26 protein-coding genes and 1 tRNA gene are annotated in these 19,449 nt (G+C 69.6%); 17 read left to right on the forward strand and 10 right to left on the reverse strand.

The window, feature by feature from the left end; translation table 11 throughout:
* The first annotated feature begins 49 nt into the window (after positions 1 to 49).
* Positions 50 to 1,705, forward strand: a complete 1,656-nt coding sequence (locus tag ACI2K6_RS11190; protein ID WP_404568854.1) for a sensor histidine kinase — start codon at positions 50 to 52, stop codon at positions 1,703 to 1,705.
* A gap of 131 nt (positions 1,706 to 1,836) precedes the next feature.
* Positions 1,837 to 2,124, forward strand: a complete 288-nt coding sequence (locus tag ACI2K6_RS11195) for a WXG100 family type VII secretion target (RefSeq protein ID WP_282501150.1) — start codon at positions 1,837 to 1,839, stop codon at positions 2,122 to 2,124.
* A 60-nt stretch (positions 2,125 to 2,184) separates the two neighbouring features.
* Here ACI2K6_RS11195 and groL read toward each other — a convergent pair whose 3' ends face one another.
* The 5 genes from groL to ACI2K6_RS11220 form a co-directional block, all read right to left on the reverse strand.
* Positions 2,185 to 3,804: a chaperonin GroEL gene (groL, locus tag ACI2K6_RS11200; RefSeq protein ID WP_112617101.1), complete on the reverse strand. Its 1,620-nt coding sequence runs from the start codon at positions 3,802 to 3,804 to the stop codon at positions 2,185 to 2,187.
* Positions 3,805 to 3,979: 175 nt separating this feature from the next.
* A complete protein-coding gene (locus ACI2K6_RS11205) occupies positions 3,980 to 4,183 on the reverse strand; it encodes a cold-shock protein (RefSeq protein WP_023954799.1) in 204 nt (67 codons plus the stop codon).
* Between the two features lie 124 nt (positions 4,184 to 4,307).
* Positions 4,308 to 4,889 carry a LytR C-terminal domain-containing protein gene (locus tag ACI2K6_RS11210; RefSeq protein ID WP_112617102.1) on the reverse strand — a complete coding sequence of 194 codons (582 nt, stop codon included), beginning with the start codon at positions 4,887 to 4,889 and terminating at the stop codon, positions 4,308 to 4,310.
* A 29-nt stretch (positions 4,890 to 4,918) separates the two neighbouring features.
* Positions 4,919 to 5,161 (reverse strand): DUF3263 domain-containing protein, encoded by a 243-nt coding sequence (locus ACI2K6_RS11215; protein WP_112617103.1) that lies wholly within the window; start codon positions 5,159 to 5,161, stop codon positions 4,919 to 4,921.
* A gap of 9 nt (positions 5,162 to 5,170) precedes the next feature.
* Positions 5,171 to 6,166 (reverse strand): DUF2332 domain-containing protein, encoded by a 996-nt coding sequence (locus ACI2K6_RS11220; RefSeq protein WP_282501152.1) that lies wholly within the window; start codon positions 6,164 to 6,166, stop codon positions 5,171 to 5,173.
* Between the two features lie 66 nt (positions 6,167 to 6,232).
* Between ACI2K6_RS11220 and msrB the strand changes: the two genes are divergently transcribed.
* Together msrB and ACI2K6_RS11230 are read left to right on the forward strand one after the other, a co-directional pair.
* Positions 6,233 to 6,640, forward strand: a complete 408-nt coding sequence (gene msrB, locus ACI2K6_RS11225; protein WP_023954808.1) for a peptide-methionine (R)-S-oxide reductase MsrB — start codon at positions 6,233 to 6,235, stop codon at positions 6,638 to 6,640.
* A complete protein-coding gene (locus ACI2K6_RS11230) occupies positions 6,637 to 7,173 on the forward strand; it encodes a nitroreductase family protein (protein WP_282501154.1) in 537 nt (178 codons plus the stop codon). Before msrB ends, ACI2K6_RS11230 begins: the two co-directional genes overlap by 4 nt.
* A 7-nt stretch (positions 7,174 to 7,180) precedes the next feature.
* Here the strand turns inward: ACI2K6_RS11230 and ACI2K6_RS11235 are convergent, their stop codons facing one another.
* A complete protein-coding gene (locus tag ACI2K6_RS11235) occupies positions 7,181 to 7,450 on the reverse strand; it encodes a helix-turn-helix transcriptional regulator (RefSeq protein ID WP_112617105.1) in 270 nt (89 codons plus the stop codon).
* A gap of 56 nt (positions 7,451 to 7,506) precedes the next feature.
* Here ACI2K6_RS11235 and ACI2K6_RS11240 point away from each other — a divergent pair, with 56 nt between their 5' ends.
* The 6 genes from ACI2K6_RS11240 (at position 7,507) to ACI2K6_RS11265 (ending at position 13,443) form a co-directional block, all read left to right on the forward strand.
* Complete coding sequence (locus ACI2K6_RS11240; RefSeq protein ID WP_282501155.1) at positions 7,507 to 7,833, forward strand: helix-turn-helix domain-containing protein; 327 nt, start codon at positions 7,507 to 7,509, stop codon at positions 7,831 to 7,833.
* A gap of 45 nt (positions 7,834 to 7,878) precedes the next feature.
* Positions 7,879 to 8,244: a helix-turn-helix domain-containing protein gene (locus ACI2K6_RS11245; protein WP_404568657.1), complete on the forward strand. Its 366-nt coding sequence runs from the start codon at positions 7,879 to 7,881 to the stop codon at positions 8,242 to 8,244.
* A complete protein-coding gene (locus ACI2K6_RS11250; protein ID WP_282501157.1) occupies positions 8,234 to 8,662 on the forward strand; it encodes an ImmA/IrrE family metallo-endopeptidase in 429 nt (142 codons plus the stop codon). The genes ACI2K6_RS11245 and ACI2K6_RS11250 overlap by 11 nt, the downstream gene beginning before the upstream one ends.
* 124 nt (positions 8,663 to 8,786) lie before the next feature.
* The gene (locus ACI2K6_RS11255) at positions 8,787 to 9,809 is read left to right on the forward strand and encodes a 3-oxoacyl-ACP synthase III (protein ID WP_240309742.1); all 1,023 of its coding nucleotides are present in this window, start codon (positions 8,787 to 8,789) and stop codon (positions 9,807 to 9,809) included.
* An 8-nt stretch (positions 9,810 to 9,817) separates the two neighbouring features.
* Positions 9,818 to 12,472: an alpha/beta fold hydrolase gene (locus tag ACI2K6_RS11260; protein WP_323986046.1), complete on the forward strand. Its 2,655-nt coding sequence runs from the start codon at positions 9,818 to 9,820 to the stop codon at positions 12,470 to 12,472.
* Entirely contained in the window at positions 12,469 to 13,443 is a 975-nt protein-coding gene (locus ACI2K6_RS11265) for an NAD(P)-dependent oxidoreductase (RefSeq protein ID WP_282501159.1), read from the forward strand. The genes ACI2K6_RS11260 and ACI2K6_RS11265 overlap by 4 nt, the downstream gene beginning before the upstream one ends.
* 17 nt (positions 13,444 to 13,460) lie before the next feature.
* Here ACI2K6_RS11265 and ACI2K6_RS11270 read toward each other — a convergent pair whose 3' ends face one another.
* Positions 13,461 to 14,414 (reverse strand): DMT family transporter, encoded by a 954-nt coding sequence (locus ACI2K6_RS11270; RefSeq protein WP_282501160.1) that lies wholly within the window; start codon positions 14,412 to 14,414, stop codon positions 13,461 to 13,463.
* A 195-nt stretch (positions 14,415 to 14,609) separates the two neighbouring features.
* Here ACI2K6_RS11270 and ACI2K6_RS11275 point away from each other — a divergent pair, with 195 nt between their 5' ends.
* From ACI2K6_RS11275 to ACI2K6_RS11295, 5 genes are all read left to right on the forward strand, one after another.
* Positions 14,610 to 14,975: an ATP-dependent DNA ligase gene (locus ACI2K6_RS11275; protein ID WP_282501161.1), complete on the forward strand. Its 366-nt coding sequence runs from the start codon at positions 14,610 to 14,612 to the stop codon at positions 14,973 to 14,975.
* Between the two features lie 21 nt (positions 14,976 to 14,996).
* On the forward strand, positions 14,997 to 15,272 hold the full coding sequence (locus tag ACI2K6_RS11280; protein WP_112617109.1) for a hypothetical protein: 276 nt from the start codon (positions 14,997 to 14,999) through the stop codon (positions 15,270 to 15,272).
* Between the two features lie 78 nt (positions 15,273 to 15,350).
* A complete protein-coding gene (locus ACI2K6_RS11285; RefSeq protein ID WP_274178655.1) occupies positions 15,351 to 15,668 on the forward strand; it encodes a hypothetical protein in 318 nt (105 codons plus the stop codon).
* A 64-nt stretch (positions 15,669 to 15,732) separates the two neighbouring features.
* Positions 15,733 to 16,092 (forward strand): hypothetical protein, encoded by a 360-nt coding sequence (locus ACI2K6_RS11290; protein WP_274178656.1) that lies wholly within the window; start codon positions 15,733 to 15,735, stop codon positions 16,090 to 16,092.
* 176 nt (positions 16,093 to 16,268) lie between these two features.
* A complete protein-coding gene (locus tag ACI2K6_RS11295) occupies positions 16,269 to 16,613 on the forward strand; it encodes a hypothetical protein (RefSeq protein WP_404568658.1) in 345 nt (114 codons plus the stop codon).
* Positions 16,614 to 16,617: 4 nt separating this feature from the next.
* Here ACI2K6_RS11295 and ACI2K6_RS11300 read toward each other — a convergent pair whose 3' ends face one another.
* On the reverse strand, positions 16,618 to 16,947 hold the full coding sequence (locus tag ACI2K6_RS11300; RefSeq protein WP_274178658.1) for a hypothetical protein: 330 nt from the start codon (positions 16,945 to 16,947) through the stop codon (positions 16,618 to 16,620).
* A gap of 198 nt (positions 16,948 to 17,145) precedes the next feature.
* Between ACI2K6_RS11300 and ACI2K6_RS11305 the strand changes: the two genes are divergently transcribed.
* On the forward strand, positions 17,146 to 17,493 hold the full coding sequence (locus ACI2K6_RS11305; protein WP_404568659.1) for a hypothetical protein: 348 nt from the start codon (positions 17,146 to 17,148) through the stop codon (positions 17,491 to 17,493).
* A 245-nt stretch (positions 17,494 to 17,738) separates the two neighbouring features.
* On the forward strand, positions 17,739 to 18,170 hold the full coding sequence (locus tag ACI2K6_RS11310; RefSeq protein WP_404568660.1) for a hypothetical protein: 432 nt from the start codon (positions 17,739 to 17,741) through the stop codon (positions 18,168 to 18,170).
* Positions 18,171 to 18,183: 13 nt separating this feature from the next.
* On the opposite strand, the gene ACI2K6_RS11315 is transcribed toward ACI2K6_RS11310, so the two are convergent.
* Both ACI2K6_RS11315 and ACI2K6_RS11320 read right to left on the reverse strand, forming a co-directional pair.
* A tRNA-Thr gene (locus tag ACI2K6_RS11315) sits at positions 18,184 to 18,256 on the reverse strand.
* A 63-nt stretch (positions 18,257 to 18,319) separates the two neighbouring features.
* Positions 18,320 to 19,300 carry a DsbA family protein gene (locus ACI2K6_RS11320; protein WP_378719288.1) on the reverse strand — a complete coding sequence of 327 codons (981 nt, stop codon included), beginning with the start codon at positions 19,298 to 19,300 and terminating at the stop codon, positions 18,320 to 18,322.
* Positions 19,301 to 19,449 lie beyond the last annotated feature (149 nt).

Raw genomic sequence — 19,449 nt, forward strand, 5'->3', positions numbered from 1 at the left:
CATCGTCACGTTGCTCGCGATGGGTCTGATCGCCGCGGGCGTCGGCACGATGATCTTCCTCCGGAACGCCCAAGTCGCAGCGCTCGACGGCAGCCTCCGTTCGCTGGCCCCGACCGACCTGGCGAGCACGGTGATGGATGTCACCGTCGAAGACGGCATCGCGCTCTTCGAGGCGAAGGAGTCACCGGCGCCGACCACCTTCGTCGTCGCGATCTACAGCGCCGAGGGCGAGCTGCTGTCGGTCGCGGGCGGACCCGAGTCGGTCCGCCCCGATCTGCCCGCTTCGTTCCCCCTCGACCGCACGGTCGTCAAGGGCACCGAGCCTTTCGAGCTCGCCGCCCGTCAGGGAACCGGCACCTTCCACGCGAGTGTCGATGTCCTCCAGCCCGAGGGGTCGCGTGAGAGCTATACGCAGCTCGTCGCGCTGCCGCTCACCTCGGTGACACAGACCGTCGCGAACTTCATCAGCATCTACACCGTGATCGCCGCCCTCATCCTCGTGGCCGGCGCTCTCGGCACCCGCTGGCTCGTGACCCTCACCTTCCGCAGCCTCAGCCAGGTCGAGGAGACCGCGATGACGATCGCGGCGGGCGATCTGAGCCAGCGCATGGGCGACATCTCCCCCGGTACCGAGGTCGGCCGGCTGAAGATCGCCATCAACGCGATGCTCGACCGTATCGACACCGCCCTGGCCCAGCGCGACGCCACGGTCCAGCAGATGCGGCGGTTCATCGGCGACGCCAGCCACGAGCTGCGCACACCGCTCGTGACGGTCCGCGGATACGCGGAGCTGTACCGCATGGGCGCGATCACCGACGCCGAGCACACCGCGCAGTCGATGGAGCGGATCGAGAAAGAGGCCGTTCGGATGAGCGGCCTCGTTGAAGACCTCCTGGCCCTCGCGCGCCTCGACGAACGCCGTGACCTGGTCATCACGCCGGTCGACCTGCGTCCCATCGCCCGTGACGCCGCGCTCGACACGCGAGCGGCGGCGCCCGAGCGCCATGTCTCGGTGATCGAGTACTCCGATGAGACGCTCACGGTGGATCTGCCGACGAACACGGGGACCGGCGCGACGACGAAGCGTTCGGGCGGTGCCCGCAACCGCACCGGCCAGACGCTCTCCCGCCTGCGTCGGCGACCGAAGGACGAGCGGGGCGCACGCTCGGGAGACTCCGGCACGGCGTCCCGGAAGACGGATGCCGCGTCGGCGAACACGTCACCCGGCGCGACCGCGGACACGAAGCCGCTGCTGCAGCCGAGCGAGCCGCCGCTCGTACCGGTCGTCCTCGGCGACGAGAACCGCATCCGCCAGGTCGTCGCCAACCTCATCGGCAACGCGCGGCGCTACAGCCCGGAGGGCACCCCGATCGAGATCGCCGTGGGCCTGGACCGCGACGCCCGCATGGGATGGATCTCGGTGATCGATCACGGCGAAGGCATCCCCGAACCCCTGCGCGAGAAGATCTTCCAGCGGTTCTGGCGGGCCGACACGTCGCGCACGCGCGAGACCGGCGGCTCGGGCCTCGGCCTGTCCATCGTCGCCTCGATCGTGGAGGCGCTGCACGGTTCGATCGACGTCCAGGCCACGCCGGGCGGCGGCGCCACGTTCCGGGTCGCATTCCCCTTGGCCGATCGCCGCGAGGCCGCCGAGCATCTCTGGATCGAGACCCAACCGCTGCCGCGTCTGCGCGACGAGCGCTGAGCGGAGTCGCGGCGGCTTCTCCCCCGCCGCACCGGGCACTGGCCTCTCCCCGATCGCATCCGCGCGCGAGCGCAGCGGGTCGACGGCGACCTAGCGTGTCGGCATCCACCGCACACGACGCAAGGAGCGACATGGCCACCTTTTCGATCGACAGCGACGCCGTGGCGAGCGCCACCGCCGCCATCCGCGCCACCTCGGAACGCCTCGAGAGCGACACCGGCGCGATGATGGCACAACTGACACAACTGCAGGGCTCGTGGACCGGCAGCGCCGCTCTCGCTTTCCAGGCCGTCGTCGAGAGGTGGCGCGCGGCGCAGCGCGAGGTGGAGGCTGCGCTCGGCGACATCGGATCGGCACTGGATGCCGCCGGCCAGCAGTACCTGCAGGCCGAGGCTGCGGCCGCGGGCCTGTTCCGCTGAGGCCCCTCCGAAACGCAGAACGGCCCCTCCCGAAGGAGGGGCCGTTCTGTATGCGATGGATCAGAAGTCCATGCCACCCGTGGGGTCGCCCGCGGGAGCCGGGGTCTTCTCCGGCTTGTCCGCCACGACCGCCTCGGTCGTGAGGAACAGGCCCGCGATCGACGCGGCGTTCTGCAGCGCGGAGCGCGTCACCTTGGCCGGGTCGATGATGCCCTGCTCGAACAAGTTGCCGTACTCGCCGGTCGCGGCGTTCAGGCCGTGTCCGATCTCGAGCTCGGCCACCTTGTTGGCGACGACGCCCGGCTCAAGGCCGGCGTTCAGAGCGATCTGCTTCAGCGGAGCCTCGATCGCGACCTTGACGATGTTCGCACCGGTCGCCTCGTCGCCCGAGAGCTCGAGACCGCTGAACGCGTTCTTGCCGGCCTGAATGAGCGCGACACCACCACCGGCGACGACACCCTCTTCCACAGCTGCCTTGGCGTTGCGGACGGCGTCCTCGATGCGGTGCTTGCGCTCCTTGAGCTCGACCTCGGTCGCAGCTCCGGCCTTGATGACGGCGACGCCACCGGCGAGCTTCGCGAGGCGCTCCTGGAGCTTCTCGCGGTCGTAGTCACTGTCGGTGTTGTCGATCTCGCGACGGATCTGGGTCACGCGGCCCTCGAGCTGAGCCGAGTCACCGGCACCCTCGACGATCGTGGTCTCGTCCTTCGTGATGATGACCTTGCGCGCACGGCCGAGCAGGTCGACGGTGGCGTTCTCGAGCTTGAGGCCCACCTCTTCGGTGATGACCTGGCCGCCGGTGAGGATCGCGATGTCCTGCAGCTGAGCCTTGCGACGGTCGCCGAAGCCGGGAGCCTTGACGGCAGCCGACTTGAAGATGCCGCGGATCTTGTTGAGGACCAGCGTCGCGAGAGCCTCGCCCTCGACGTCCTCGGCGATGATGAGGAGCTCCTTGCCCTCCTGGATCACCTTGTCGACGATGGGCAGAAGGTCCTTGATGTTCGAGATCTTCTGGTTCGCGATGAGGATGTACGGGTCCTCGAAGACGGCCTCCTGGCGCTCCGGGTCCGTGACGAAGTAGGGGTTGATGTAACCCTTGTCGAAGCGCATGCCCTCGGTGAGCTCGAGCTCGGTGCCGAAGGTGTTCGACTCCTCGACGGTGACGACGCCCTCCTTGCCGACCTTGTCGATGGCCTCGGCGATCAGCTCGCCGATCGAGGCGTCAGCAGCCGAGATCGAAGCGGTGGCAGCGATCTGCTCCTTCGACTCGACCTCCTTGGCGTCAGCGAGGAGCTGGTCGGTGATGGCCTTGACGGCCTTCTCGATGCCCTTCTTGAGCGAGATGGGGTCGGCGCCGGCTGCGACGTTGCGCAGGCCTTCGCGGACGAGCGCCTGAGCGAGGACGGTCGCGGTGGTCGTTCCGTCACCGGCGACGTCGTCGGTCTTCTTGGCGACCTCCTTGACGAGCTCCGCACCGATCTTCTCGTACGGGTCGTCGAGCTCGATCTCCTTGGCGATCGAGACGCCATCGTTCGTGATGGTGGGGGCGCCCCACTTCTTTTCGAGCACGACGTTGCGACCGCGCGGGCCGAGCGTCACCTTGACGGCGTCGGCCAGCGTGTTCAGGCCGCGCTCGAGGCCGCGGCGGGCCTCCTCGTCGAAAGCGATGATCTTTGCCATGTGTGTGTCGTCCCTCCCGGACGGTGGAGAACAGTCTTTAGCACTCGATGAACGTGAGTGCTAAAGCCATTCTGGCACTCGCCCATGGGGAGTGCAAGCCGCGTGGCCGGTGACGCGACCCGGGGAAACGACGGAGCGCACCGCGATGGCGGTGCGCTCCGTGGAGTGTTGCGATTCAGGCGACGACGCGCACCGATTCCGCTTGCGGACCCTTCTGCCCCGTCCCCACGGTGAACTCGACCGCCTGCCCCTCTTCGAGCACGCGGAAGCCGCTCATCTCGATGTTGGAGTAGTGGACGAAGACGTCCTGCCCTTCGTTCACGGTGATGAAGCCGAAACCCTTCTCGGCGTTGAACCACTTGACGGTGCCCTGTGTCATGCGAATCTCCTGATGCTGTGCGACAGCGTCATCGTATGCAGGGCGTTCCGCCGGATCCGGCGCTTCCGGTCACTGTTGACACGGCCGCATCGAGAATTTCACGAGCGTGAAACACGCCCGGTCGTCAGCCCTCGCCGCCACCGCCCGCGCGGTCCTCGCCGACGACCACGGTGAGCTGCTTGCTGGGCTCCCCGTCCGCGCCGTCCGGGCCTGCATAGGCCTCGCTCATCTCCACGTCCGCTCCGCCGATCACTTGGGCGAGGCCCCGCGCGGCACCCTCGTCCTCCGCATGGACGTAGAAGATCGTGGTCGTCGCGAAGTCATGAGTGCTGGCGTCACCCGCGTCGACGACATCCGAGTTCCATCCGGCACCGACGACGGTGTCGCGGAGGGCGGTCGCCAGTCCGCGCTCCGACGTCGCGTTGAGGATCAGGACGGGATACGAGGTGTCGACGACCGGATCGGCCTCGACGGGAGCCTCGACCACGGACGTCGCCGTGGGCGCCGCCGGGAACAGCCCGATGCGACCGGTGACGATCATCGTGCCGAGGACGCCCGCCGCCACCAGGACGAGGACCGCGACGGCAGCCCAGACCAGGAGCACGCCGGCACGCAGCCGGGGGTTCTCGGCCCGGTGGGCGCCGACGCGGGTGGTGTCGGCGGGCAGCTCGTCGAAGCGGTCTTTCGGGTATGTCGTTGTCGGCACGGAGGAATGCTATCTGCCGAAGCTTCGCGTCACATGGCCGCGCGGTCGGCGCGCGAGCGCTCGGCCGCCGCACGCATGCGCCGCAGGCGGTGCACGAGCAGGGGGTCGTGCGACACCGCGTCGACCGACTCGATGATCCGCCCGAGCAGCTGGTAGTACCGCGCAGGGCTCAGCGAGAGCTCTTCGCGAACGGCCTCTTCTTTCGCGCCGCTGTGAGCACCCCAACGCGCCTCGAAATCGAGGATCGAGCGGTCGCGTTCGGAAAGTGCCACGTCTCCACGCTACGACCGCGCGCGCTCGGAGCCGGGACGCCACTCCCACCATCGCCCGAGCGGGTCGGCCGCAGCGTCGATCTCCCCGTCGAGGGCGACCGCGAAGCCGTCGCGCCAGCCGGAGGGAGCACCGCCTGCCCAGCCGTCATGGGTGGCGGGCTCGTCGATCGTCAGCCAGCGCCCCAGTCCGCGCGCACGCGTGACCACGCCCGCGCGTCGTTCCCGCGGGATGTGCACGAGCACCCCGGGCGTGGTGATCACGAGCGTCGCGTCGGCCGGGGCGAGCGCTGCCACGTCCGGAAGAAGGTCGTACGCGTCGCCGGCGAACAGAAGGGGCGGGTCGGATGCCGCGACAGCCGCCGCCGCTCGGATGCGCTCCGCCCGCCCGCTCTCGCCCGGCCACACCAGGCGCGTCAGCCAGTCGACGTCGCGGGGATCGCGCACGTCCAACGGGGCGAGATCGATGCCGGCGCGCCAGACGATCTCGGGATGCCGCACGCGCGGCATCCGCACCCCCCTCACCTCGCTCGGCAGCTCGACCACGGCTGCCCCCGCGGGCGGGTCGAGGCGCGTCTCGCGGTCGTCACCCCGGTACCGATACGAGTAGCGGTCGGGATACAGGCACAACCCGGCACTCGCTCCGATCTCGAGCAGCGCGATAGGCCCCGAGACGCGCGACAGCGTCGGAAGAAGCGCCGCGCAGCGGAGCGGCTCGTTCGTCTGCACCGAGCGGACGAGGGTCTCCGAGACGACGGCGTCGGCATGATCGAGCACCCACGATGCCCACGACGACGAATCCACGTCGCCGGAACCGAGCAGGCGGCAGACCGCGAACACGAGCGGCGGCTGGCGCCGGTTCGCGGGAAGCCGCGACAGCACCTGCTGCAGGTCGCGGTCTTCGACGACGCGCCGCGCCCATGCCGCGTAGAGATCCGATCGCCCGGGTGCCTCGTAGACGGCGAAGCGTCGGTAGCGCTCGATCACGGCGGCGAACTCGTCGGACATGAAGCCATTCTCAGGGAACATCGACCCGCAACGTCGAGTTGAATAGGACGAGGCGAAGGAGCAGACATGACCTATTCCGTGAACAAGACCGACGAGCAGTGGCGCGAGGAGCTCACCCCTGAGCAGTACGCGGTGCTGCGGCAGGCCGGCACCGAGCGCGCGTGGACCGGGGAGCTGCTCGACGAGAGCCGCGCGGGCCTGTACACCTGCGCCGCCTGCGGCGCCGAGCTGTTCCAGAGCGGAACGAAGTTCGACTCGCACTGCGGTTGGCCGAGCTTCTACGAGTCGGTGCGCCCCGAGGCCGTCGAGCTGATCGAGGACCGCTCGCACGGCATGGTGCGCACGGAAGTGCGCTGCGCGAACTGCGGTTCGCACCTGGGGCACGTCTTCCCCGACGGTTTCGGCACGCCCACTGGAGACCGCTACTGCATGAACTCGCTGTCGCTGTCGTTCACTCCCGAGCAGGAGAAGTGACCGGAGCCTTCGAGGCCGCCGGCGCACGCCGGTCGTGGTCGAAGGTCACCGACGAAGCACCCTCGCACGAGGAGCTCGTGCGACTGGTCTCGGCCGCGGGGCGGGTCGCCGACCACTCGTCGTTGCGTCCGTGGCGGCTCATCGAGATCCGAGGCGACGGGCGGACGCGGCTGGGCCGTGCGCTGAACAAGGCCGAGGGCAAACGCGGTGTCTCGACGAAGCCGATGCGCGCCCCGCTGCTCATCGCGGTCGTCGCCAGCTACAGCAAGAAGAGCAAGGTCCCGCGGTGGGAGCAGGAGGCCGTGGCATCGGGCGTCGCTCACATGCTGAGCCTGCTTCTCGACGAGGCCGGGTGGGGCGTGTTCTGGCGCACGGGCGGCGCGACGCGATCCAAGGCGGTCGCGAAGGCGCACAAGCTCGGCAAGCGCGAAGAGCTACTCGGCTGGCTCTATGTCGGCGGTAAGCCCGCAGACCGCGACTCCGGGCGCCGCAAGTCGATCGACGGCGAGTCGTTTCTGAGCCCGATGCCCTGAATCGCCCTCAGGTCGGAGGCTGCGAGCGGGATCGGAGCCTGCGGGCCGACAGACGACGCTCGTCGAGGAGGTCGGCGATGTCGACGTCGAGCGCTGCCGAGATCCGCGCCAGCTCCTCGATCGACATCGCCGATGGCTGCCGAACGTGCAAGCGGCGGGCGAGCGTTCGCATCGGGATCCCGCTCGCCTCTGCCAGCCATTCCTGCGTCAACCGCTCATCCGCGAGAACCGCGCGGATGGACCGAGCCACTCGAGCGCTTAGCAAGCCGTCTGCCATATGGCAACACTATTGACGCCCTTGCCACATGGCAATAGTCCAGCCAAACTTGGCACGTGCCCACAGGAAGAACACCGGAACCCGGCTCGCTCAGCCGTCATGTCGCGAATCTGCTCGCCGCTGAGATCGCTCGTCGCGGACTGCGTCAGACCGATGTCGCCGCCCAGGCCGGCATGTCGGCCTCGCAGCTGTCGCGCGTCCTCGCCGCGAAGAAGGTCTTCACGATCGATCAGCTCGACGCGGTGTGCCGCGCCGTCGGCATCCCCATCGGGCAGGTCGTCGTCATGCCCGGCCGGCGGCGGTGGCCCGGCAGCGGAGCCGTCGACATCGCCGTGTCCAAGGCGCCGCAGAACGACCGCGGAGCGGACGAGTGTGACGGATGATGCAGCCGAGCGGCAGAATGCCGACAACTCCGCCAAACTGGGCACGTGCCCTCAGGAAAGACCCCGGAAGCCGGCCCGCTCAGTCGTCATGTGGCGAGTCTGCTCGCCACCGAGATCGCACGCCGCGGACTGCGCCAGACCGACGTCGCCGCCCAAGCGGGCATGTCGGCCTCGCAATTGTCGCGGGTGCTCGCTGCCAAGAAGGTCTTCACGATCGACCAACTCGACGCCGTCTGCCGCGCGGTCGGCATTCCCATCGCGCAGGTCGTCGTCATGCCGGGCCGGCAGTCTCGCCGGACCCGCGACGGGTCTCCCCTCCCCCGCATCGATGTCGGCACCTCACGCGATACTGAGCGGGCGGTGGCCAAAGCGCCACACGATGACCGCGGAGGGGACGACGGTGACGGATGACGAACTTCTCGACACACTCGATCTTCTCGGCGTACGCCTGACCATCACCGACCTGCCTCCCGACCGCGACGGAGAGTACGAGCACGGGCTCCGCGTCGTCCGACTCCGGCCGGGAATGGCCCGACGCCTCCACCGGTCGGTCCTGGCGCACGAGTGCGCCCACGCCGTGCACGGCGACGTGCCGCTTCGCGACCCGCACCACGCCGAACGGCAAGAGGCGAGAGCCGACGAATGGGCGGCGCGGATGCTGGTGTCCGTCGACGAGTACGCGCGCGCCGAGAGCATCCACGACGGACACGTGGATGCGATGGCCCTCGAGCTCGACGTGACCGTCGACCTCATCCGGGCCTTCCAACGCACGCTCCGGCACCCTCGCACCCTTCGTATGCCAGACATTCCGACGGGCGCGCCGCGGTAGCACAGCGATCCGCATGCAGCCGACCGCATGAGTCGAGACGTAAAATCGAGGGATGCCCGGAGGCGCCTCGAGCGCGGGTCGGAGGCAGAAGCCGCTGGCCACCGGAGACACCGCGGGAGTCGCATTGCACGGAAACGCCACCACTCGTTACGACGACGTCGCCCTCCTCTCGGTGGCGAGTGTCCTCCCCTCCCGCATCACCCCGTCAGACGCGATAGAGGAGCGGCTGTCGGATGTGCTGCGTCAGCTGAAGCTCAAGCCCGGACTGCTGCGACGCGTCGCGGGCGTGAACGAGCGACGCAATTGGGCGGCGGGCGAGTCGTCCGACGACGCGACGATCCAGGCCGGTCGGCGAGCGCTCGACGAGGCGGGTGTGCGCCCGGACCAGATCGGACTGCTCATCAACACCTCCGTGTCGCGCAAGCATCTCGAGCCGTCGGTCGCGGTGCGGCTGCACCACGGGCTCGGCCTCCCCACCTCGGCCATCAACTTCGACGTGGCCAATGCCTGCCTCGGATTCATCAACGGCATGAGCCTCGCGTCGGGCATGATCCAATCGGGCCAGATCGACTACGCGATCATCGTCAACGGCGAGGATGCCGACGAGATCCAGGTCAACACCGTCGAGCGACTCAATCGCGGCGGTCTCGGCCGCGACGGCTTCATGAGCGAGTTCGCGTCGCTCACGCTCGGCTCCGGCGCCGCCGCGGCCGTGCTGGGGCGGGCGAGCGAGAACCCCGGCGGGCACCGGATCGTCGGTGGCGTCACCCGCGCGGCCACGCAGTTCCACGAGCTGTGCGTCGGCAGCGTCGACGGGATGTTCACCGACGCCAAAGCGCTCCTGAAAGGCGGGCTCGCGCTCGTCGTCGATGCGTGGAAGGAAGCGCAGTCGACCTTTTCGTGGTCGACGATCGACCGCTACATCACGCATCAGGTCTCGTCCGTGCACACCAACGCGATCGTTAAGGCGGTCGGTCTCGACCGGCGTCGTGTGCCGGTGACCTACCCTCACCTGGGCAACGTCGGACCGGCGTCCATCCCGATCACCCTCGATGCGGAGAAGTCGACGTTGCAGCGTGGCGACCGGGTCCTGCTGATGGGGGTCGGGTCGGGCCTGAACACCAGCATGCTGGAGCTCGCCTGGTGATCCCCTCGGTGCCGCGGGAGCTGCCCGGAGTAGAGAGCAACGTATCGACGACCCGCGTCGTCACCGGTGTCGGCGCCGACGCCGGGTCGCAGCGCCGGTGGCACCTGCTCGACACCGCCCCGCTGCTCGCGCGCGAAGGCATCACGCCCGTCGGGACGATCGTCGCCGTGCACGGCAACCCGACCTGGTCGTATCTCTGGCGCGGGCTCGTCGCTGCGTCGCTGCAGCGTGCACGGGCCGGCGGGCCGGCCTGGCGGATCGTCGCCGTCGACCAGCTCGAGATGGGCTACTCCGAACGGACGTCGCTGACGAGAGGCCTGCCGCAGCGCATCGCCGACCTCGGTGCGATCATCGACGATCTCGACATCGCCGGCACGCTCGTCACTCTCGGACACGACTGGGGCGGCCCGGTCTCTCTCGGGTGGGCCGTGCGCAATCGTGACCGGGTCGACGCCGTCGCCGTGCTCAACACGGCTGTGCACCACCCGGCCGGGATGCCGCTGCCCTCGGCGCTGCGCGTCGCGGGAGCCCGATCGCTGCTGGCCACCACGACGGTCAAGACGACCGCGTTCCTCGACACGACTCTCGCGCTGGCCGATCCCCCGCTCGCGCCCGACGTGCGCGCCGCCTACCGGGCGCCCTACGCGTCGAGCGAGCTCCGCCGGGGCATCGGCGCTTTCGTCGCCGACATTCCCGCGACTCCCGACCACCCGAGCACGCCGGCGCTCGATGAGCTCGCGGGCGGTCTCGTCGACCTCACCGTGCCCGCCCTGCTGCTGCGCGGACCGCGCGACCCCGTCTTCGGCGAGCACCACCTCGACGATCTCGCGCGTCGCCTCCCGCACGCCGACGTCCACCGTTTCGAAGGCGCCGGTCACATGCTCGCCGAGGAACGACCGTACGCAGAGCTGGTGCTCGACTGGCTCGACGACAGGGGCCTGTCCGGCGGCGACCACGGCGACCCCGTCGACCGCGGCGTCCGCGCCGAGGAGGAGAACGCGCACGACGACGCTCAGCCGTTCGTTCCGATCTGGCAGCGACTGTACGACCGCCGCGACGACGGTGACACCGCCGTGGTCGACCTCACCCGTCGGGTCGGCGGCGAACCGCTCGATGTCAGCTGGAACGAACTCGCGCAGCGCGTCGACCAGCTCGCCGCCGGATTCGCGGCGTTCGGCATCCGTCCCGGAGACCGCGTCTCGCTCCTGGTCCAACCCGGCCCGACCCTGACGGCCGTGCTCTACGCATGCCTTCGCATCGGTGCCGTCGTGGTCGTCGCGGACCGGGGGCTGGGCATCCGCGGACTCTCGCGGGCCGTTCGCGGCACCGAGCCCGCTTTCGTCATCGGCGAGCAGGCGGGCCTCGCAGCGGCCCGCGCACTCGGATGGCCCGGCCGACGCGTCTCGGCGCCGAACCTCCCGGCGCCGGCGGCGCGCGCGCTCGGCGTCGAGGCGAGTCTGGCCGAGATCGCGGCTTCCGGGTCGCGTGCCACCGTTCCGGCACCCCCGGACGCGCACGACGAGGCGGCCATCCTCTTCACGTCGGGTTCGACGGGACCGGCGAAGGGCGTCGTCTATACGCACGCGCAACTGGCCGCGCTGCGCGACACCCTGGGGGCGCACTTCGACGTCACCCCGGACGTCGGACTGGTCACGGGCTTCGCTCCGTTCGCGCTGCTCGGGCCCGCGCTCGGGACGCGCTCGGCGACGCCGCGCATGGACGTCTCGGCACCGCGCACCCTCACGGCCTCCGCCGTCGCCGAAGCCGTGCGCGCCTCGCGTGCGCGAATCGTGTTCCTCTCCCCCGCCGCCGTCGCGAACGTCTGCGCCACAGCCGGCGCGCTCACTCCCGACGATCGCGCAGCGCTCGCGCAGGTCCGGACGTTCCTCTCGACCGGCGCGCCGGTGAGCATCGATCTCCTGCGTCAGGCGCACCAGCTCATGCCCGCCGCCGCGGCGCATACGCCGTACGGCATGACCGAGTGCCTGCTCGTCACCGACGTCACCCTCGACGAGCTCGAGAGCGCACAGCAGGCACCCGACGCCGGGGTCTGCGTCGGCACGCCGATCGGATCGGGCACGGTGCGCATCTCGGCTCTCGACGACGATGGGCGCGCAACGGGCGATCTGTCCGACACGCCGCACGTGACGGGTGAGATCGTCGTCTCGGCACCGCACCTCAAGCGCGGATATCACCGCCTCTGGGCTACCGACCGCGATGCCGTACGCGGCACTCAGGCGCATCCGGGACGCTGGCATCGCACCGGCGATGTCGGCCACCTCGACGGCGAAGGCAGGCTCTGGGTCGAGGGGCGGCTCCCCCACGTCATCGTCACGGCCGACGGCCCCGTGACGCCCGTCGGTCCCGAGCAGCAGATCGAGAGCATCGACGACGTTCGCCGTGCCGCGATCGTCGGGGTCGGACCACGTGGCCGCCAGGTCTGCGTCGCGGTCGTCGAGACGACACCCGGCGCGCGTCGGCCGGGCCTCGCACCGTCGGATCTGGCCGAGCGCATCCGCACGGCATCCGACACGCCCGTCGCTGCGGCGCTCGTCGTCCCGGCACTGCCGACCGACATCCGTCACAACTCCAAGATCGACCGGTCGCGCTTGGCGGCATGGGCCGAGCGCGTGCTCGCGGGCGCGAAGGCGAGCGCGCCGTGATCGTCCTCGCCACCGGTGCATCCGGATTTCTCGGTCGCGCCGTCGTCGCCGAGCTGATCTCCGCCGGACATGAGGTGCGGACCCTGCAGCGTCGCCCCTCGGGTGGCGTCGGCGCGCACGACATCCGGGGATCCGTCACGGATACGACGACCGTGTCGGATGCGGTGGCGGGCGCCGATGCCGTCGTCCACCTCGCCGCGAAGGTGTCGCTCGCCGGTGACCGGCGCGAGTTCCACGACGTCAACGTCGGCGGCACGACGACCCTCCTCGACGCCGCGGCGGCAGCCGGCGTGGCGCGCTTCGTCCAGGTCTCCTCACCATCGGTCGCCCATGCCGGGTCTGCGCTCGCGGGAGCGGGGGCCGACCCGGCCGACCCCGTCCGCGCGCGCGGCGAATACGCGCGCACGAAGGCGGAGGCCGAGCTCATCGCGCTGAGCCGCGACAGCGCAGCCATGCACGTCGTCGCGGTGCGGCCGCACCTGGTGTGGGGGCCGGGCGACCCGCAGCTCATCGAGCGCATCGTCGCTCGCGCGCGGCGGCGCACCCTGCCCCTCCTCAACGGCGGCACGGCGCTGATCGACACCACGTACGTCGATAACGCCGCCTCCGGCATCGTCGCGGCGCTGCACCGGGCGGATGCCGTCGGCGGTCGCGCCTACGTGCTCACCAACGGCGAACCGCGGCCCGTGGGCGACCTGATGGCCGGCATCTGCCGCGCGGCGGGAGCCCCCGAGCCGAAGCTGCGCCTACCGGCTGCCGTCGCGCGCGCGGCGGGAGCCGCCGTGGAGAAGGTCTGGGAGGTGCGTCCCGGCGCCGACGAGCCGCCGATGACGCGCTTCCTCGCCGAACAGCTGTCGACCGCGCACTGGTTCGATCAGACCGACATCCGGCGCGACCTGCAGTGGGCGCCGACCGTCTCGATCGATGAGGGCCTCGCGCGCCTCGCGGAGCACTACGCCGCTCGTCGCTGAGTCGCGCTCATCACACCTCAGCGGACTCGGCGCCGCCAGGGTACGACGGCGATGACGACGCCGACGAAGGCCACACCGGCCGCGACCGTGGCGGCCAGCAGCGACGGTCCGGCCGGAGGGGGCGCGATCGCATCGAGGACGATCGATGCGGCGAGCAGCCCCACGACCGATCCGAGGCCCAGGAGCAGTACCCCGGTGCGCTTCACCAGCGCGGCCGAGATGACGATGTAGACGACCCCCATCGCGCCGCCCAGGTACATCCAGGGCTCCGACGGCAGCGCCGCGGGCATTCCATTGCGGGTCACGCTCACCGCAGCCGCGATGCCGAGCGCGACGGACCCGCCCGTGAAGTTCACGACCGTCGTCGACAACGGGCTGCCGAGCTCCTGGCGCAGGCGCCCGTTGGTGCCCTGCTGCCAGGCGATGCCGGCTCCGGCGATGAGCGGCAGCGCCAGCATCCACCACGCGACCGGCTCACCCCGCTGACCGAGCGCGCACAGCACAACGCCGACGATCGCGAGCAGTCCCCCGACCAGGCGGGGCACGGTCACGGCGACCACCCCGGCGGGTCCGTACCCGACGCGGTCGAGCACCAGTCCGCCCGCCGTCTGGCCGGCGACCAACCCGACGGTGAAGAGCGCGACTCCGATCGTGGCGACGGTGAGTCCCTGCGTGGCGACCGTGACGGCGCCCGCGAGGCCGCCCAGCAGCATCCAGATCGGGATGCCGCGCCCCGCCCCCGCGATCAGGAGACGGAGTCCCCGCCGCCCGCTGGGAGCCAGCAGGGTGATCGCGAGGATGAGCACCAGCCCGCTTCCGAACGAGATGGATGCCGCGACGAACCCGTCACCGATCGCTGCGCCGAGCGCGCCGTTGATGCGCGCTTGAACGGCGGTGAGGACGCCGATGAACACCGTCGCGGCGATCGCCGCTCCGAGCGGCAGAGCCGGGGGTCGAGTCTGATCGGTCACTCGGTCAATAGTGCATCAGGAGCGCCGCACGCCACGAACCCGCGAGCACTGCATCCGCCCCCTCTTGACGCTCGCAGGACGAACCGGGACCGTGGAGAAGGAGAACGGGGAACGGTTCGCGGGTCTGGTCCGCACGTCGCACATCCCCCCTCGGTGCGGCGGCCGACCCGCGAATCGTTCTTCTCGGGGACCATCATGGGGCGATTCATCTATGGCAACGGCAACACCAAAGTCGAGATCGAGGACCGCGCGCTCGCGCACCTGCAGCAGGTGATCGGGTCGAAGCTGCGGCGCAACGAGTGCTTCTTCTTCACGTGGCGCGACGACGTGAGCATCGGCGACGGGCGGCGGTCGGTCTGGATCCATCAGAACGCCGACCTGGTATTCAAGTACCACGGTCACCGTTCGCCGCAGCTCAACCGCGACTGGCTCGAGGCGCTCACCGCCGTCGCGAATTCCGGGAGCGGTCTGTACCTGACCCCGGAGCCGACCCCTCGCGGTCGCGGCGGTCGCGATGCCGTGACGATGCACGATCGTGCCGACATGATCGGGCTGCACTGACGCGACGCTTAGGCTTGTCCCATGTACGTGGGCACCATTCGTCGTGTCGAGAACACCACCGTCGAGCTTGCCGGGCACTCGCTCGAGGAGATCCGCGATCAGGCGCAGGCTGCCGCGCCGGAGGGCTTCGACCTCGTGTCGGCTCCCGTCCAGATGATCAAGGGCAGCACAGAGCTGAAGGCGACCGCGACGTATCAGCGGCGCGACGGTTTGCGCGACATCGAGGCCGATGACCGGCAGGCGCTTTTCGCGCAGGTGCCGGAGGGCTGGCAGCTCGTCAACATCCGCAAGCACTGACGACGCGTCCGCGCGCCATCTCGTCGGGATGTCGTCGGGCCATGACAGTCTTCGGGCCGGGAGAGGAGAACCCGGCCTGTGGGGACCAACAAGCGCTACGCCGATGCGATCGATCGCCGTGCCGACGAGCGCACCGAGCGGGTCCTCATGCGCATCCCGCCGTGCACGATCCCGATGCAGGCCTACGGCCCCGACCCGCTCGAGTGGCCGGCGGAGCGGCCCACGGTGTGGGCATGGGTGTCGTGGCCGCACAAGCCGGCCGAACGGGTCGCGGCTGTCGCACACGGATGGAACGACCGCGTCGTGGTGGTGCATTGGATGAGCCCCGCCGGCGAGCTCAACACGGTCGTCTGGCGCAACGCCGTCACGCGTCGGAGCGACCACAGGCGCGGTTAGCCCGCCGAGCGCGAGTTGGCAACCCCGTGCCGCATCGCGGGGTGAGGTGGCATCGTGCACGGCGATGCGTTACGTGAAGTACGGGGGCGAGACTTTCATCACCAGCGACGCCGTCGCCCGCGCGCTGCTGGCTCTGACCGCGAGCGTCGCCGCCACATCGGGAAGTGAAGTCGTCACCATCCTCGCAATCGAGCCGGGATCGGAGGAACCCGCGCAGGTCGACCTCGTGATCGGGACGGGCATCCACATCCTGTCCCGGCCCGCCGCCATCGACATCCCGGAGCCGGATTTCGAGGATGCCGTCGGCTGGCTGCAGCTTCATCCCGACTATCCCCGGCTCGCGCCTGAGCCAGGACCGACAGCCGACACCGACGACCTCACGTCGTGGAACGACGATTTCGGCGGAGCGATCGACATCATCTGATGCCTGCCGCAGTGTGGCACGGAGCTGTGGAACGCGACGTGCTGATCCCGTTTCAGTAGAGGCGAGCATCGAAGCGAACGCCGCGGGCGCGGGCGTCGGGAACGGTCGCGAGCTCAGGTGATAATGAGCGCTGGCAACACGACAGGGTGTTTTGCCGGGTGCCATTGGAGGAGCGCATGCCGTTTCGCACGAAGGAAACACTGGAGGCCTGGCTGGCCGAGTTCGCTGAGCTCGGTTACCCGATCAGCGAGCGGCTGCGGGTCATGCCTCAGGACGGCACCGGGGGCCACGACACCGGCCTCATCGGCCTCGACCTGGTGAACGCCGGCACCGTGACCTACCTGCAGCCCGAGCCCGTCGGGTCGACGCACTGGGCGATCACGTTCGAAGCGCGCGAGCAGGACGTCAAGCTCGACGCGGGCCGCGCCTTCGAACTCTCTTCAGAGCTCGCGATGGTGTCCGCTCTGTGCTCGTTCCTGCAGTCCAAGTCCGCCGCGTTCATCGCCAACCGGGCGGCCTGAGGACTCAGTCGCCGGGCGGCTCCGGGACCAACCGCAACCCGGCCGCGCTGTTCGCCGCCTCATTGAGAACCACGAGCCACCGCCGGTTGAGGGTCCCCGTCGGCGCTTCGGTGAAGCTGAAGTACAGCGAGGAGGCGCGTGAGATCCAGACGCTTCCGTACTCGCCTTCCTGCCCCGCGGCCGCGTCGTCACCATGCGTGTCCGGCTCGCTGCCCCATGTGAAGACGAAGCTCTCGTCGCGACGGAGCTTGGTGACGATGACCGCACGGAGATGCTGCAGCGCCCAGTCGTCGATGTTGATGGCCGGTGCGACACCGTAGATCAGATGTCCCATGGTTCTCCCTCTCGAGCAGCGGTCCCGACCCGCCCCGGACCGGGGCTCCTCTGACGCCTGAGCGTCCGAGCGGCTGACCAAAATGTACCGCGCCCGTCGGGCGTCGGGAGACCGCGCCGAGGGTGCAAATGATGCGTCGCGCTCCCCCGCTCGCGCAAGCCACCTTGCATACTTTCGCCACCCGACGACAATTGTCCGGTGCGTCGGATCCACTACGGAACGGGCGTCGTCCTCACGACGGACGACGTCGCCGACGTGTTGCTCCGACTCAACGTCGCCCTCGCCAACCTTGCGCACTCCGAGCGGGTGACGATTCCCGTCGCGAGTGGCGATTCCGCGGACAGCAGCGTCGACCTCATCCTCGGCCCCGGCATCGCGATCATGTCCGAGCCCGCTCCGTGGCACGGAGACGAACCGGACTTCTCGACCGGTGCCACCCTGCTCCGGATGAACCCGCACTACCCCTATCGGCGCCCCGCCGGACAGGCGCAGCCGATGACGCCGATCGACACGGACGACTGGGACCCCGATCTCGAGGGCTACTGAGCCGAGGCGTTGCGATAGCGTTGCGAGACATGAAGCCCCGCCATCGTCTGCGCCGCCTCAGCCTGCTCTCGCTAGCCCTCCTTCTCGCAGCGACAGGGTGCACGGCGAATACTCCCGACGAGGAGACGAGGCTCACGACGACGCCTCCTCCATCGCAAGCTCCGCAGCAGACGGCTGAACCCGCGCCGTCGACGCCAACGGCGGCGCCGACGCCCAGGGTCGTCTCCGTACCGTCGTGCGCTGAGATGCTGACCACCGAGCAGGTGCGTGCAGCGGCTAACGATGACGCCCGAATCGGCCCTCTCTCCACCATCGCGTGGAGCGCCGAAGCTCTGCCCGGCCCGCTGGCTCGCGCCGCATATGAGGGCGCTCGCGAAACGACGAGCTGCGGCTGGGGTATTCCGATGTCGGACGGAGTCGTGAACGTGGAAGTCGCCCTTCTCGAGCCTCAGGTAGAGCAGGAGCTGCGGACCGCGCTCACGGCCTCGAACGAGTACACCTACGAGAGCTTCTCGCGTGTCGATGTCTTCCACCGCGATGTCGAAGACGGCATCGGGAGTGTCCTGGCATATGCATTGAGCGACGGATTATGGGTGATCGTCGACGGCACGCTCGTCACCAAGACGACCGCCGCGGAACTCGCACGCGACGTGATGGGACGGATCCCCACGAGCTGAGCTGACATTACGGAGCCGACTACGGGACTTGAACCCGTAACCCCCGTATTACAAGTACGGTGCGCTACCAATTGCGCCAAGTCGGCAAGGCGTCCAGTCTAGCGACGGACGCGAGCGGCGCCGAAACGTCGGCGGCCGCAGGCGGCCCGTCAGGACGCGGGCGCCTCGGTCGGGGTCGGAGTCGGGGTGGGCGCGGACTTGTAGTACGCGTCGCTCGCGGTCGTCAGCACGAACTGCGAGAACTCGGCCGGGTCGCTCAGGTCGCCGATGTACTGCTTGCCGTTGACGAGCACCATCGGTGTTCCGGTCAGCGCCAGCCCATTCGTGTCAGGGATGCCGGCGACGGCGCGCTCGGTCGCCGACTTCGCCCATGCGGCGTACGAGCCCGACTCGATGCAGTCGCGGACCACGCGGGTCGAGTCGACGCCGGAAGCCTGCGCCATGTTGGCGAGCTCGGTGTCGGAGTAGCCGTCGGAGTCGACCTCGGGCTGACGCGTCAGCAGTTCGTTGTTGAACGCGAAGAAGGCGTCGGGCGCGTTCGTCGCAACGCAGGCTGCAGCACTGGCCGCGCGGAGCGAGTACTTCGTCCCGTTCGACTTCGCCGTCAGCATCGCGACCGGGTAGTAGCTGAGCGTGACCGCACCGTCGTCGACCCACGAGGTCAGCTGCTGCGCATTGGCGACCTGCCACTCGCGCGCGCCGGCGGAGAGGTAGTCGACGTAGACCCGGATCTCGACGGGCGGTGCCGTCGTGGAGGTCGGAGCAGGAAGGCCCTCGGCGGGAGTCGCGGCCGCGGCATCCGGGGCGGGCTCGGCAGGCGCGGACGCGTCGGTCTCGGCGGCGATGTCGGTGGAGACCGAGGTATTGACGACGTCGGCGACGACGAAGCCGTCGCCCGACGCGGTGGCGGGCTCGAGCTGCGGCTTGCTGCCGGCGCTCGAGACGGTCATGGTGACTGCCACCGCTGCGGCTGCCACGACTCCGACGGCGAGCACCCCGAGACCCGAGCGACGCGCGATGCGCGCACGCGACTGCCGGGTGTGAACCTGCAGCGCCTTCTCGCGCACCGCCTCGCGACGGTCGATGACTGCCGGCGATTCGGGAGCGTCAGGAGTGTCGTCAGAAGACATGGAACCTCGGGGAACAGAAGTAAGGATGAGGCCGCGCGGGGCGACTCGCGGCGGGCCTCACGGGTCACTCGATGGTAATCAGCCAGCCTGGGAAAGCCCAGAGCACCACCCGGAATGCGTTGTCTCCCGCACGCCCGCGCCCGTGCCAT

Source organism: Microbacterium sp. NPDC006705, from assembly GCF_044903545.1.
Lineage (GTDB): Bacteria > Actinomycetota > Actinomycetes > Actinomycetales > Microbacteriaceae > Microbacterium > Microbacterium plantarum.